The organism is Aureimonas sp. AU20, from assembly GCF_001442755.1.
In the GTDB taxonomy this organism is placed as follows: Bacteria; Pseudomonadota; Alphaproteobacteria; order Rhizobiales; family Rhizobiaceae; genus Aureimonas.
The window spans coordinates 1693726-1707216 of the sequence record NZ_CP006367.1; the positions used below are offsets into that span (position 1 = coordinate 1693726).

Consider the following 13491-nt stretch of genomic DNA (forward strand, 5'->3'; position numbering starts at 1 on the left):
AGACGACAGGAGGGCCGGGAGCGATCCCGGCCCTTTTTGCGTGCGTGGGTCTGCGCACCGAAACCCTTTGCGGCTTGTGATCGTGCGCCGGCGAAACTACCAAGCATGTCTGACGGAGAAGGAAGGAGCCATCATGCGGCTTGGCGGGCGGATCGCGGCGGCGGTCGAGGTGATCGAGGACATGACGGCACGCCGCCGTCCCGTGGCCGATGCGCTGAAGGACTGGGGCCTCGCCCATCGCTTCGCCGGTTCGGGCGATCGCTCGGCTATCGGCAACATGGTCTACGACGTCCTGCGCCGACGCCGCTCCTTGGCCCACCGCATGGGCAGCGAGGCGCCGGCGGCGCTGGTCTTCGGCGCCGTGCTGGATGCCGGCGTGGCGCCCGAGCAGCTGCGTTCCGCGCTGGAGGGCGACCGGTTCGCGCCTCCGCTCCCCTCGGAAGAGGTGCTCGCGCGCTTCCTGTCGCCCGAAAGTCTCGAAGGCGCGCCGGAGGCCGTGGCTGCCGACGTGCCGGATTGGCTCGCCGCGCCGCTTGCCGCCTCGCTCGGGACGGATTGGGTCGCGGAAGCGCGCGCCCTGTCGGACCGCCCGCCGCTCGACATGCGCGCCAATCTCCTGAAAAGCACGCGTGACGAGGTGCTGTCCGAACTCGCGCCCTTCGCGGCCGCGCCGACGCCGCTATCGCCTTGGGGGCTTCGCATCGCGCCGATCGAGGGGGAGGGGCGCCACCCCAACGTTCAGGTCGAGCGCGGCTTCCAGACGGGCCTGTTCGAAATCCAGGACGAGGGTTCGCAGATCGCGGTGCTGCTCGCCGGTGCGGCGCCCGGCAGCCGCATTCTCGACTATTGCGCCGGGGCGGGCGGCAAGACGCTGGCGCTCGCGGCCGCGACGGGCAACGCGGCGGAGATCCACGCCTTCGACGCCGACCGGCAACGCCTCGCTCCGATCTGGGATCGTCTGGCGCGCGCCGGCACGGAAGGGGTGACGGTTCATGCCCCGCGCGACGATCTCTCGCCCCTTCACGATGGCATGGACCTCGTCCTTGTGGATGCGCCCTGCACGGGCGCGGGCACGTGGCGCCGCCGGCCCGACGCCAAGTGGCGCCTGTCCGAAAGCCAGCTGCAGAAGCGAACCGAAGAACAGGACAAGGTGCTGAGCAACGCCGCGCGCTTCGTTAAGGCCGGCGGGCGGTTGGCCTATGTCACCTGCTCGGTGCTGCGCGAGGAGAACGCCGCGCGCGTCGAAGCCTTCCTCTCGCGCGAGCCCGGCTTCCGGCTGGCCGACGCCGAGGCGATCTGGCGCGAGCGACTGCCCGAAGCCGCTGCCGCCTATCAGGCCGAGCGGATTGGCGAAGGCGCCGTCCTGACGCTGACGCCGCTTCGCTCAGGGACAGACGGGTTCTTCTTCGCCATGCTGGAGCGTACGGCGTGAAGGCGCTGGCGAGCCTGATCGGCTTCCTCCTCGTCTCGCTCGGCGGCGGTTTCTGGATCGGCCAGATCGCCCGGCCGGACGGCTGGTTCCGCCATCTCGCAAAGCCCTGGTTCAACCCGCCCGACTGGCTCTTCGCGCCGGTCTGGAGCGTGCTCTACGTTTTGATCGCTGTCGCCGGCTGGCGCGCGTTCCGAGCGGGCAACGGCAAGGCGCTGACGGCCTGGATCATCCAGATGGCGCTGAATTTCCTTTGGCCGCCGCTCTTCTTCAACGCCCATGCGACGCTGCCGGCGCTGATCGTGATCCTCGGCCTTCTCGCCGCAATCCTGATCTTCCTGGCGCGGGTCGGCACGCGCGATCGCGTCGCCTTCTGGTGCTTCGTCCCCTATGCCATGTGGGTGAGCTACGCCACGCTTCTCAACGCCGCGATCTGGCGGATGAACGGATGAGCGCGGCGCTTAGAGTGCCTAACGAAACCTCTGGGTGGAGGATGGTCGATGGATTTTCGGCCGAGGACGAGGAGCGAAGCGCAGTCGATGCCGGCGGCATCGGCGAGCATTCGCGACGACGCCCTCGACGGAAAGACCCGACCAGCCGACCCCACGAGATTTCGTTAGGCACTCTCAACCACGCCGTCGAGACCTGGGGCGGGCGGCGCGTCCTTTTCGTCATGGCGGCTCCGCCTGAATACGGCCCCGAGCTTCAAAGCCGTATCCGCCCGCTCATGACCGGCATCGGCCCGATCGAGGCGGCGCTGGAAACGGGCATCGCGCTGCAGGGTCTGGCCGATGCCGATGGTCTGCCGCATCTCGTAGTCTCGCTCGGCTCGGCCGGCTCGCGGCTGCTGGAGCAGGGCCGCGTCTATCAGGCGTCGAGCGTCTCATGGCGCGATATCGACGCCTCGCCGCTCGGCTTCACCAAGGGCGTGACACCGCTGGTCGACCATCCCGTCGCCGTGCCCCTGGCGACCCCGCTGCCCGGCTGGCCCTCGGCGCGGCTGTCGACCGGTGGCAATGTCGTCTCCGGCCTCGGCTACGACACGATCGACGCCGACATGGTGGACATGGAGACCTTCGCGGTCTGGCGCGCGGCGCATCGCTTCGGCGTGCCGCTCCTGGCGCTGCGCGGCATTTCGGACGGCGCCGAAGAGCTGCGCCATTATGGCGACTGGGCCGCCCTCCTGCCGCAGCTCGACCGCGAACTGGCGCTCGCGATCGACGCTTTGCGGGCCGGCCTCGAAGACGGCTCTCTGGAATTTTAAGTCGCCGGAGGCTGTGCACTTCCGGCGACAAGTCTCACTTGGCCTTGAGGAAATCCCCGACCTCGAGCTTCACGAACTCGTTGTCGTCCGCCTTGTCGAGCGCGCGTCCGGCGGAGAAGGGGTAGTTGTTGTCGTTCGCGACGATGATGTGCGTCTCGTCCAGCCGGTCGACATTCTCGATCGTCACGAAGGGCATGTCGTAGACGCCTTCGAGCGTGCCTTGTTTGGCGACCCCTTTCGGGTCCTTGATGTCGAGGAGATCGATATAGCCGATCTTGCGCACGGCCTTCCCGAGATTGGCCTCTGTCATCTCGATCTTGGTGATGCGCTTCAGCTTGGCGGGCGTCGCGAAACAATCGGGCTTCGGGTCGCCCTTGCAGGCCTGCGACGCGCGGCCCGCGCCGTTGTCGCGCTCGATCACCAGCGCGGTGGTCTCGTCCAGCATGTTGAAGTCGCCGATCGCCGCGCCGCCGGGGCTCAGCGGATAGAGCCAGAACCGGCCGGTCCACTCGCCCGACTTCGAATCGAACTCGCCGATTCGCAGCGCGGTGCGCCCGTCCTCGGTCTTCTCGCTCGCGCCCTCCTTATAGAGTGGGCCTTCCAGAAGGCCGTAGAGGCGCGAGCCGTCCTTGGCCATGGCCAGACCCTCGAAGCCGCCGGAGCGCTTGAGGTTGAAGGCGGGGAGGGGCTTGGTCGGGTCGCCCGGCAGGCTCAAAGCGGGATGGTCGGGCGAGCGGACCGCGACGTCGCCCATCTTCGTCTCGTGGACCGAAAGCAGCTTGCCGGTCTTGTCGACATGGATGAGATAGGGACCGAACTCCTCGCCGATCCAGAACCCGTCCTCGGTCGGCTGGATCGACTCGACGTCGAAATCGGCGCCCGTGAGATAGCGCTTCTCCGCGCCTTCCAGCACGATCGGGAAGGGCGCGACATGGTCGGGGTCGGAAAGGAAGATCGTCTCCAACCGCTCCACGCCGCCCTTGTCCCAGTCGATCCGAAGCTTGTGCAGCATCAGCGCGGCGTCGCTGGAATTGGCCTTGGTGCCGAACCCGTTGTCGGACAGGCTCCAGAACGTGCCGTCCGGCATGGCCTTGATGCCCGAGAATCCCTGCAAGGCCTGTCCATCCACCGGCAGCGCGCCGCCGGTCGGGCGCACGCCGTCCATGCCGGGCACGCTGCCGAGCTGGGTGGTGCGCTTTCGGTCGGGCGTCGTGAACTTGCCGGCCTGACGCAGATGCTCGGGCGCATCCGCCGGGGCGGGGACCAGCGAAGCGGCCGGCAGGATCGCCTGGGCTTCCAGCGTCGCCGGGAAGGCGCGACCTTCCAGCGACTCGTCGGCCATGGCGGGCAACGGCGCCAGCGCAACGAGCGCGGCGACGGCGGTGAGAATCGATTTCATGAAGCATCTCCGATGGCAGCAGGACTGCCGGGAGAACAGCGCCGGAGGGTGACGGCTCGGCTACGAAACGGCGACGCTTGCATGACAAAAACGGTCCCGCACCCGCGTCGGGGCGGAAGGGCTTGCCTTTTGCCGCGCCTTATCTAGAAGTCCGCCATGACCCAGCACCTCGATACCATCCTCATCGTCGATTTCGGTTCCCAGGTCACGCAGCTCATCGCGCGCCGCGTGCGCGAGGCCGGCGTCTATTCCGAGATCGTGCCCTTCCAGTCGGCGGAAGACGGCTTTCGCCGGTTGAACCCCAAGGCCGTGATCCTGTCGGGTTCGCCGGCCTCGACCACCGAGGAGAACGCCCCGCGCGCGCCGGACGTCATCTTCTCCTCCGGCGTGCCGGTGCTCGGCATCTGCTACGGGCAGCAGACCATGTGCGCCCAATTGGGCGGCAAGATCGAGGGCGGGCTGCACCGCGAGTTCGGCCGCGCGTTCCTCGAAGTGCAGAAGTCCTCGCCGCTCTTCGACGGGATCTGGGCCGAGGGCACGCGCCATCAGGTCTGGATGAGCCATGGCGACCGCGTCACCGCGCTACCCAAGGGCTTCGAGATCATCGCGGCGTCGCCGGGCGCCCCCTTCGCTGCCATCGCCGACGAGGCGCGGCGCTTCTACGGCGTCCAGTTCCACCCCGAAGTCGTCCACACGCCGGACGGCGCCAAGCTCATTTCCAACTTCGTCCACCGCATCGCCGGCCTGAAGGGCGACTGGACCATGGCCGCGTTCCGCGAAAAGGCGGTCGAGGAAATTCGCGCCAAGGTCGGCTCCGCTCGCGTCATCTGCGGCCTGTCGGGCGGCGTCGATTCCTCGGTCGCGGCCGTGCTGATCCACGAGGCGATCGGCGATCAGCTCACCTGCATCTTCGTCGACCACGGCCTGCTTCGCATGGGCGAGGCCGAGCAGGTGGTCGGCATGTTCCGCGACCATTACAACATCCCGCTCGTCCACGTTCAGGCGCAGGACCTCTTCATCGGCGCGCTGGAAGGCGAGATGGACCCCGAGGTCAAGCGCAAGACGATCGGCCGCCTGTTTATCGAGACCTTCGAGGCCGAAGCCAAGACGATCGGCGGCGCCGACTTCCTGGCGCAGGGCACGCTCTATCCCGACGTGATCGAAAGCGTCTCCTTCACCGGCGGCCCGTCGGTGACGATCAAGTCGCACCACAATGTCGGCGGCCTGCCCGAGCGCATGAACATGAAGCTGGTGGAGCCGCTGCGCGAGCTCTTCAAGGACGAGGTGCGCGAGCTCGGCCGCGAGCTCGGCCTGCCCGAGCAGTTCGTCGGCCGCCACCCGTTCCCCGGTCCGGGCCTCGCCATCCGCTGCCCCGGCGGCGTGACGCGCGAGAAGCTCGACATCCTGCGTCAGGCCGACGCGATCTATCTCGATGAGATCCGCAAGGCCGGCCTCTACGACGCGATCTGGCAGGCCTTCGCCGTCCTTCTCCCCGTGCAGACGGTGGGCGTGATGGGCGACGGGCGCACCTACGAGTTCGTCTGCGCCCTGCGCGCGGTCACCTCGGTCGACGGCATGACGGCGGACTTCTACGCCTTCGACATGGAATTTCTCGGCAACGCCGCGACCCGTATCATCAACGAGGTCAAGGGCATCAACCGCGTCGTCTACGACGTGACGTCGAAGCCGCCCGGCACGATCGAGTGGGAATGATTCCCGTCCGCGCGGGCCTTGTGGGCTGAGAGGAGTTGAGCCATTCGTCGCCTGACGAGTGGCTTGGCAGGCCGGTTCAGAGGCCGCTGCCGAAAACTGGCATCAGGGCGGCGTAGCGTCCTCTCCATCAAAACTACGATAAGGAGGATCGATTCGCATTGAAACCTCTGGCGCGTCCTGGTTTCAACGACGGCTCGCTGCCTCGCGACGTTCTTACCGCCAAGTGCGATCGGATCGTCGGCCCTGCGGATGTCGCGGGGACACGTCCGCGCGAATATCGCCTATCGGCTAGAGTTCCGCGCTTCCCGGCAGCGCTTGCGCGAGGGCGTCGATCGCGAAGCGCACGCGCAGGGGCAGATGCGGCGTTTCCGGCCAGAGCGCATGGGTCGCGAACACGGAGCGTGGCACGCTTTCCAGAAGCGCGACGAGCGCACCGCTTCGCACCCGATCCCGGATCAGCCAGCAGGGAAGCCAGGCGAGGCCATAGCTCGCTTCCGCCGCATCGGCGATCGCCTCCAGATCGTCGAATCGCAGTCGGTTCGGAGGGGTCAGCTCGCGTAGACCGTCCGCTAGGGGAAACTGCCAAGCCTTGATCCGGCCAGCGCGGCCGTAGACGATCGCCTGATGGCCGGCGAGATCGGTGAGGCTTTCGGGCCGTCCGCAACGCGTGAGATAGGCCGGCGAGGCGCAGATCGTCATGCGCTGCAGGCTGACGGTGCGCGACATGAGGCCGTTGCCGTCGCCGATCTCGCCATTGCGGATCGCCAGATCGAAGCCGTCCACGATCAGATCCACCTTCCGGTCGCTGAAAGAGAGCTCGAGTTCGAGCCGGGGATGCTCGGCCGCCAGCTGGGCTAGAACGGGCGCCACGCAGCGCCGCCCGAACAGAACTGGCACGGACACGCGCAAGCGCCCGGCCGCCTCGCGCCGCCCTGAATCCAGGGCGGCCTCACCAGCGCGCAGCTCGTCCAGGGCGCGCACGCAGCGCTCGTAGTAGATCTGCCCGTCTTCCGTGAGGCCGAGGCTGCGCGTCGTGCGATGAAACAGGCGAACGTTCAACCGGGCCTCGATCCGACCGATCGTCTTGGCGACGGCGGAGCGGGTCAGATGCAGACGCTCGGCGGCGGCGGCGAAACTGCCGGTCTCCACCGCCGCCACGAAGGCATCCAGTCCGTTCGTCATCTCGCTCATGATTGTCGCCCATTCGGAACCGATAGGAAGACGAGATATCCGCGCTGGGGACGACGCGTCAACGATAAGATACCGCTTGTGGAATCGCGACAAAGGAACGGAGCGATGACGGCGATGATGCAGCGTTGGGAAATGGATGGGATCGGGCCGGAGCGGCTGGTGTTGAAGGAGGCGCCGAGACCCGAAGCCGGTCCGGGTGAAGTGTTGGTCAAGGTGGCGGCGGTTTCTCTGAACTACCGCGACAAATTGGTGGTCGAGAGCGGCATGGGACTGTCGCTCGCCTTTCCGTTCACGCCAGGCTCCGATCTGGCGGGAACCGTGCAGGCGGTGGGGCAGGGGGCAACACGCTTTGCTGCTGGCGACAGGGTGATCTCGACCTTCGCTCCGGGTTGGATCGACGCGGCGCCGCTCGGCAATGCGCGCGTGCCGCCCTACCGGACGCTTGGCGGCGTCTATCCCGGGGTCTTGTCGCAATATGTCGCCTTCCCCGAAGACTGGTTCGTGCGCGCGCCGGAAACGCTGAGCGACGCCGAGGCCAGCACCTTGCCCTGCGCCGGCCTCACGGCCTGGTTCGCGCTGGTGGAGCGGGGCCGGGTGCAGGCCGGCGAGACCGTCCTGATCGAAGGCACGGGCGGCGTCGGCCTGTTCGGCCTGCAGATCGCTAAGGCGCATGGGGCGCGCACGATCGTCGTGTCCGGCAGCGCGGAGAAACTGGCCCGCGCCAAGGCGCTGGGGGCCGATATCGGCATCGACCGGTCTGCCGAGGATTGGGTGGAGGCGGTCTATCGCGCCTCCGATGACACGGGCGCCGATCATATCCTGGAACTCGTCGGCGGCGCCCATCTCGGCAAGGCCGTTCAGGCGGCGGCCGTCGGCGGGCGCATCTACCAGATCGGGGTTATCGATGGGTTCGAGGTCTCGGCCCCGGCTGGTCCGCTCATGCTGAAGGGCGTGACGATTCAAGGCATCGGCGTCGGCCACCGCCGTGCCCTGGAGGATCTGGTCGCGGCGGTCGATCGCACCGGCCTCAAGCCTGTGATCGACAGGACCTATGCGCTTGCCGATCTGCCGGACGCGCTTCGGCATCTCGACCGAGGCGCCTTCGGCAAGATCGTGATCGATCTGACCTGAGAGCCACATTCGAAGAGCGGGATAGCCGCGTCGTCATCGCCTTTGTCGGCCGCGTCTGGAAGAGGCGCCGGTATCGCAGGGGCGATGGCGTTCTTGAAAGCGAGTTTTCCGTGGCGAGCGTCAGTCCGTGCGGATCTCGTTCTTCTGACGGGTAAGAATAGCTTGTCAGCTCACTGATCCGACCTGCCAGGCCCTGCGAACGGGGAGAGGATGTTCATCTCAGCCGCGCCATAACGGCATCCCAGGGCAAACCGAAATCGGTTCAGAGACCAAATTCAGAGATAAGGGAGTTGGCTCGAATGGTGGGCGTGACAGGGATTGAACCTGTGACCCCTACGATGTCAACGTAGTGCTCTCCCGCTGAGCTACACGCCCATTCGATGGAGCGCATAGACCATGTTCTTGGCCTGTCGTCAAGAATGCGGAGAGGCGAAAACAGCCGCTCGGATCGTTTTTAGACGAAACGCATGTCGGATTTTTGAAGGCTGGTGGGAAGCGTCGAATGGTGGGCGTGACAGGGATTGAACCTGTGACCCCTACGATGTCAACGTAGTGCTCTCCCGCTGAGCTACACGCCCATTCGACGAGGCGGATAGACCATGTTCGGCCTGCGTCGTCAAGAATGGGAATGGACGGAAAAGGGAAGAAGGAGAAGGCGCGAAACGCGCCCGTCACCGATGCTGCAACGCGCGGTTCGCTTCGCTACCATAGTGCTACGTAAGCCTGAAAGAGGCTTCACGTCGACCGGATTGGGAAGGCTCGAATGGTGGGCGTGACAGGGATTGAACCTGTGACCCCTACGATGTCAACGTAGTGCTCTCCCGCTGAGCTACACGCCCATTCGATGACGCGCTTAGGCCATCTTGCGGCGGCGAGGTCAAGTGATTCCCGCCGCCTTGCCGATGCCTCAGGCAGCGTCCTGCAGCATCTTGCCGACCTCCTCGACCAGCTCGCGCAGGTGGAAGGGCTTGGACAGGATCTTGGCGTCCTTGGGGGCCTTGGAGTCGGGGTTCAGCGCCACGGCGGCAAAGCCCGTGATGAACATGACTTTCAGGTCCGGGTCGAGCTCCGTGGCGCGGCGCGCCAGTTCGATCCCGTCCATTTCCGGCATGACGATGTCGGTCAGGAGCAGCGAGAAGGGCTCCTCGCGCAGCCGCTCGTAGGCCGATCCGCCATTGTCGTAGGCCGTGACCTCGTAGCCCGCCTTTTCCAAGGCCTTGGCGAGGAAGCGGCGCATGTCGTTGTCGTCTTCGGCCAAAAGGATTTTGTACATTCGTCCATGTCCGTCTGCCGGGTGAGCCCGGATGGAAGCCCGTATCCGACGATCCTTTTAGCAGATTGCTTAAACAAGGGCTAAATGGAATGTTCAGGAGGCTTTGAGACCTTATATTCGACCAGGAAGGCTTAAGAAAGGGGAAGGAGCGACGTTGCAGACCGCCATACCGAGCTTTGAAACGGCGGCCGGCCCGTGCCCAGCCTTCGAGATCGTCGAACCTGTCGATCAGACGCTTCCCTTCGTCTTCTGCTCGCCCCATAGCGGGCGGGCCTATCCCAGCGATTTCGTGGCGCAGAGCCGGCTCGGGCCGGACGCGATCCGCCGCTCCGAGGATCTGTTCGTAGACCAGCTCTTCGACTTCGTGCCCGCGCTCGGCGCGCCCTTTCTTCTGGCGCGGTTTCCGCGCGCCTATCTCGACGTGAACCGCGAGCCCTACGAGCTCGACCCCGGCATGTTCGCCGGCGCCTTGCCCGACTTCGCCAACTCGGCCTCCGTGCGCGTCGCCGGGGGGCTCGGCACCATTCCGCGCATCGTCGCCGAGCGCGAGGAGATCTACCGCGCCAAGCTGCCGCTCGCCGAGATCGAGCGGCGCGTCGACGGTATCTACTTTCCCTTTCACGAGGCGCTGGAAGGGCTGATCGAGCGCACGCGCCGCCGCTTCGGCTTCGCCATCCTGGTGGACTGCCATTCCATGCCCTCCTCGGTGCGGCTGATGCCGGGCGGGCGGCGGGCGGACATGGTGGTGGGCGACCGGTTCGGAACCAGCGCGCTGCACGCCTATGTCGCCATGATCACCCAGCGCCTCGGCGCGATGGGTTACGAGGTGACGCGCAACAAGCCCTATGCCGGCGGCTTCATCACCGAGCGCTACGGCCGGCCCAGGCGCGGCGTCCATGCGATCCAGATCGAGATCAACCGGGCGCTCTATGCCGACGAGGCGGCCTTCCTGCCACATGAGGGGTTCGCGGCGCTGCGGCGCGATCTCTGGAGCCTCGTCACCTGCTTCGCGGACGAGGTGGAAGCCGGCTGGCAGGGCGAGGCGGCGGCCGCCGCGGAGTAGGGCGGCGCAGGGCTGCGGGCGCGTTCGCCGCTCTCAGCGCGTTCCGCGCGTCCGGCAGCCCCCTTGGCCTTGCGGGGCAAGCTGAGTCATATGGGCGGCGCCTCAGCCGAAGGATTCGTCCATGCAGCTTCCCGATGCCGACTTCCTGTTCCGCCTCGCCGACGTGGCGGCCAAGGAAACCTTGCCCCGTTTCCGCCAGCCGCTTCTCGTCCATAACAAGCCGCGCGAGGGCTACACGTTCGATCCCGTGACTGAGGCTGACCGCGAGGCCGAGAAGGCGATTCGCCGTGTGATCGAGGAAAGCTTCCCTACCCATGCCATTCTGGGCGAGGAGTTCGGGCGCACGGGCGAGGGCGATCTTCTCTGGGTGATCGATCCCGTTGACGGGACCCGGCCCTTCATCTGCGGCGTGCCGGTCTGGGGCACGTTGATCGGGCTGACGGTCCGAGGCGTCGCGCAGTTCGGGATCATGAGCCAGCCCTATACGGGCGAGCGCTTCTGGGCGACGCCGGAGGGCGCGTGGAGCGACGGACCGCTCGGCCAGCGAACGTTGCAGGTGCGCGATGTCGGCGGCCTGGAAAGTGCCACGCTGTTTTCGTCGGCGCCCGAACTGTTCAAGAACCCGTTGAAGGCGCGCTTTCAGTCCCTGGTGGATCAGGTGCAGCTGACGCGATTCGGCGCCGATTGCTATGCCTTCGCCATGCTCGCCTCCGGCCATGTCGACATCTGCGTCGAGCCCGGCCTGCAGCCCTACGACATTGTCGCGCTGACCCCTCTGGTAGAGAAGGCGGGCGGCGTCATCACCACGTTCAGCGGAGATCGGCCGGAAGAGGGCGGCGACGTCATCGCCGCCGCGACGCCCAAGCTGCATGAAGCGGCGCTGCGCATCCTGAACGGCTGAGCCGCCTTCGCTCCCAGCCTCAGTTGGCTCCGGCGGGAAGCGCTGCCACCAGCGCTTCTTCCACCAGCGCCGTATCCACGGCCGGCTCGGGAGGCCGCACCCGCGGCAGGGCGGAGTCGAGAAAGGCCTCGAAGGCGGAGAGGGTCGGCTCGCGAAAGCGGTCGGCCTCCTGCAGCAATTCGTGGCGGGCGCCCGGCACGCGCAGGAAATGCCCCGAGCGCATGCGCCAGGCCAGCCGCTCGGCGGTGCGTTTGGAGACGATGCGATCGGCCCCGGCCGCGATAAAGAGCGTCGGGATGCGCATCCGGGCGATACGATCGGAATCGTCGAGGCGCCGCTGCGCTTTCAGGACGGCCCGTAGCCACGAAGCCGAAAGCGAATCGACGAAGAGATCGGGCGCCGCGATCTGAAGCGCGAGATTGCGCTCGACGCGAGCGCGGTCGGAGGTCAGCGGATTGTCGGCGAGGCTGGCGCCCGGCTCGATGCGGCGGGCGCGGCGCAGCGGCACCCGGCCGAGCCCCGCCCAGTGCAGCGAGCCGGCGAGGAAGCCGATCAGCCGCGTCTTGAAAGCCGAGCCGGGCAGGCCGACGAAGGGCGCGAGCAGCACCATGCGCTCCACGCGCGGCTCCAGCCGTTCCATCGCTGCGAGCGCCACCAGCCCGCCCATGGAATGAGCAAGGATCGCGTAAGGGCCTGGGCAGCGCGCCAGCACGACCTCCGAAAAGACGCGTAGGAGATCGTCGGCGTAATGCCCAACGCGCGTGACGTGGCCGACCGTCGGGCTGCGCGTGCTGCGGAAGGAGCGGCCCTGGCCGCGCCAGTCGAAGGTCGCGACGCAAAAGCCGAGGCGGTTGAGATCCCGCATCGTCTCGAAATATTTCTCGCTCGCCTCGTTGCGCCCCTGAAGCAGGATCACCGTGCCACGGCTTGGACCGCCCTCCGCTCCGAGCGCCAGCGCATAGCGCAGGCGGCGCTCCCGGCCGAGATCCAGGAACCCGAATTCGACATCCGTGGGCGGCGGATTGTCCGGCGAGCCGACGAAGGGCGCGGCCAAGGGAGCGGAGGTTTCGGACACGAGATGACACTCCCTTCGAACGGCCATGCCGCCCGCCGCAACCAGGCGGGACGCCCGAAGCTTATAGCCAGGCCGAAGGGGGAAAGGCGAGGGCGTGAGGGTGGAGCGATCTCCTCGGGGCCGCTCAGGCGCGGGTGCGCAAGCGCGAAAGGGAGCCGACCTCGCATTGTGGACGAGGCCGGCTCCGCGCAACCCTGGCGGAAGGGACGGGACGCCAGGACTGTGTCCCCCCAGGCCTTTCGACCCAGCGGAGCCCGGAGATTGCGACATGGCGGATGAACGGAGGCGGAAGAGCCCGTTCAGGCGGCGTTCATCCGGTGCGCGAGCCGCAAGCTCTTGTTCCAAATGGTTGAAAAAATCCGCACGAAAAATTCGGAGGCAGGCTTGAAGGCCGATTTGGAGCTTACCATCTCCAACTCGTGGCCGCCGAACGGGGCCACTGACCCGAAGCCCTCCGCCGAAACGGGGAGGACAATCGCTTCGCGTCAAAGTCGCAAACCTGTTGCTTCCTTATGGAGAACGACCATGCGTCATGTTGATTTCGCACCCCTCTATCGCTCCACCGTCGGCTTCGACCGCCTGTTCTCGATGCTCGACACGTTGGGCTCGAACGAGGCCGCCCAGAGCTACCCGCCCTACAATATCGAGCGCACCGGCGAGAACGCCTACCGCATCACCATGGCCGTGGCCGGCTTCGGCGACGGCGAGCTTTCGATCGAGTCGCGTGAGAACACGCTGACCGTCAAGGGCGAGAAGGCGGAAGCCGAGGGCGAGAAGGCCGAATTCCTGTATCGCGGCATTGCCGGCCGCACCTTCGAGCGCCGCTTCCAGCTGGCCGAGCATGTCGAGGTAAAGGGTGCCAGCCTGAAGAACGGCCTTCTGCACATCGACCTTCTGCGGGTGATTCCCGAGGCGATGAAGCCGCGCCGCATCGAGATCTCGAACGCCAACGCCAATGCGAAGACGATCGAGGCCAACGCAGCCTGATCGGCCTGTTACTTTCTGAGCATGAGAACGGCGTCCTTCGGGGCGCCGTTTTCGTTGCCGCGCTC

The 13491-nt window shown here is 66.7% G+C and carries 12 protein-coding genes and 3 tRNA genes; 8 read left to right on the top strand and 7 right to left on the bottom strand.

Annotated elements, in window-relative coordinates; all coding sequences use genetic code 11:
* The first annotated feature begins 133 nt into the window (after positions 1–133).
* The 3 genes from M673_RS07435 to M673_RS07445 all read left to right on the top strand — a co-directional run bounded on the left by M673_RS07435 (position 134) and on the right by M673_RS07445 (position 2693).
* On the top strand, positions 134–1432 hold the full coding sequence (locus tag M673_RS07435) for an RsmB/NOP family class I SAM-dependent RNA methyltransferase (protein ID WP_061977719.1): 1299 nt from the start codon (positions 134–136) through the stop codon (positions 1430–1432).
* The gene (locus tag M673_RS07440) at positions 1429–1881 is read left to right on the top strand and encodes a TspO/MBR family protein (protein WP_061974950.1); all 453 of its coding nucleotides are present in this window, start codon (positions 1429–1431) and stop codon (positions 1879–1881) included. Before M673_RS07435 ends, M673_RS07440 begins: the two co-directional genes overlap by 4 nt.
* A 158-nt stretch (positions 1882–2039) precedes the next feature.
* Complete coding sequence (locus M673_RS07445; RefSeq protein ID WP_061977720.1) at positions 2040–2693, top strand: 5'-methylthioadenosine/S-adenosylhomocysteine nucleosidase; 654 nt, start codon at positions 2040–2042, stop codon at positions 2691–2693.
* Positions 2694–2727: 34 nt separating this feature from the next.
* On the opposite strand, the gene M673_RS07450 is transcribed toward M673_RS07445, so the two are convergent.
* The gene (locus M673_RS07450) at positions 2728–4092 is read right to left on the bottom strand and encodes an esterase-like activity of phytase family protein (protein ID WP_061974952.1); all 1365 of its coding nucleotides are present in this window, start codon (positions 4090–4092) and stop codon (positions 2728–2730) included.
* A gap of 156 nt (positions 4093–4248) precedes the next feature.
* Between M673_RS07450 and guaA the strand changes: the two genes are divergently transcribed.
* A complete protein-coding gene (guaA, locus tag M673_RS07455) occupies positions 4249–5805 on the top strand; it encodes a glutamine-hydrolyzing GMP synthase (protein ID WP_061974954.1) in 1557 nt (518 codons plus the stop codon).
* 288 nt (positions 5806–6093) lie between these two features.
* Here the strand turns inward: guaA and M673_RS07460 are convergent, their stop codons facing one another.
* A complete protein-coding gene (locus M673_RS07460) occupies positions 6094–6996 on the bottom strand; it encodes a LysR family transcriptional regulator (protein WP_061974956.1) in 903 nt (300 codons plus the stop codon).
* Positions 6997–7101: 105 nt separating this feature from the next.
* Between M673_RS07460 and M673_RS07465 the strand changes: the two genes are divergently transcribed.
* A complete protein-coding gene (locus M673_RS07465; protein WP_061974959.1) occupies positions 7102–8127 on the top strand; it encodes a zinc-dependent alcohol dehydrogenase family protein in 1026 nt (341 codons plus the stop codon).
* 300 nt (positions 8128–8427) lie between these two features.
* Here the strand turns inward: M673_RS07465 and M673_RS07470 are convergent.
* From M673_RS07470 to cpdR, 4 genes are all read right to left on the bottom strand, one after another.
* A tRNA-Val gene (locus M673_RS07470) sits at positions 8428–8502 on the bottom strand.
* 128 nt (positions 8503–8630) lie between these two features.
* A tRNA-Val gene (locus M673_RS07475) sits at positions 8631–8705 on the bottom strand.
* Between the two features lie 186 nt (positions 8706–8891).
* Positions 8892–8966 (bottom strand) — tRNA-Val (locus tag M673_RS07480).
* Positions 8967–9034: 68 nt separating this feature from the next.
* A complete protein-coding gene (gene cpdR, locus M673_RS07485) occupies positions 9035–9400 on the bottom strand; it encodes a cell cycle two-component system response regulator CpdR (RefSeq protein ID WP_019996719.1) in 366 nt (121 codons plus the stop codon).
* Between the two features lie 154 nt (positions 9401–9554).
* Between cpdR and M673_RS07490 the strand changes: the two genes are divergently transcribed.
* Positions 9555–10463, top strand: a complete 909-nt coding sequence (locus tag M673_RS07490; RefSeq protein ID WP_082639224.1) for an N-formylglutamate amidohydrolase — start codon at positions 9555–9557, stop codon at positions 10461–10463.
* A gap of 121 nt (positions 10464–10584) precedes the next feature.
* Complete coding sequence (gene hisN / locus M673_RS07495) at positions 10585–11364, top strand: histidinol-phosphatase (RefSeq protein WP_061974961.1); 780 nt, start codon at positions 10585–10587, stop codon at positions 11362–11364.
* 19 nt (positions 11365–11383) lie between these two features.
* On the opposite strand, the gene M673_RS07500 is transcribed toward hisN, so the two are convergent.
* Positions 11384–12439, bottom strand: coding sequence for an alpha/beta fold hydrolase (locus M673_RS07500; protein WP_187301310.1), 1056 nt, complete (start codon positions 12437–12439; stop codon positions 11384–11386).
* A 525-nt stretch (positions 12440–12964) separates the two neighbouring features.
* On the opposite strand from M673_RS07500, the gene M673_RS07505 reads away from it, so the two are divergent.
* Positions 12965–13426, top strand: a complete 462-nt coding sequence (locus tag M673_RS07505) for an Hsp20 family protein (RefSeq protein ID WP_061974965.1) — start codon at positions 12965–12967, stop codon at positions 13424–13426.
* Positions 13427–13491: the final 65 nt, after the last annotated feature.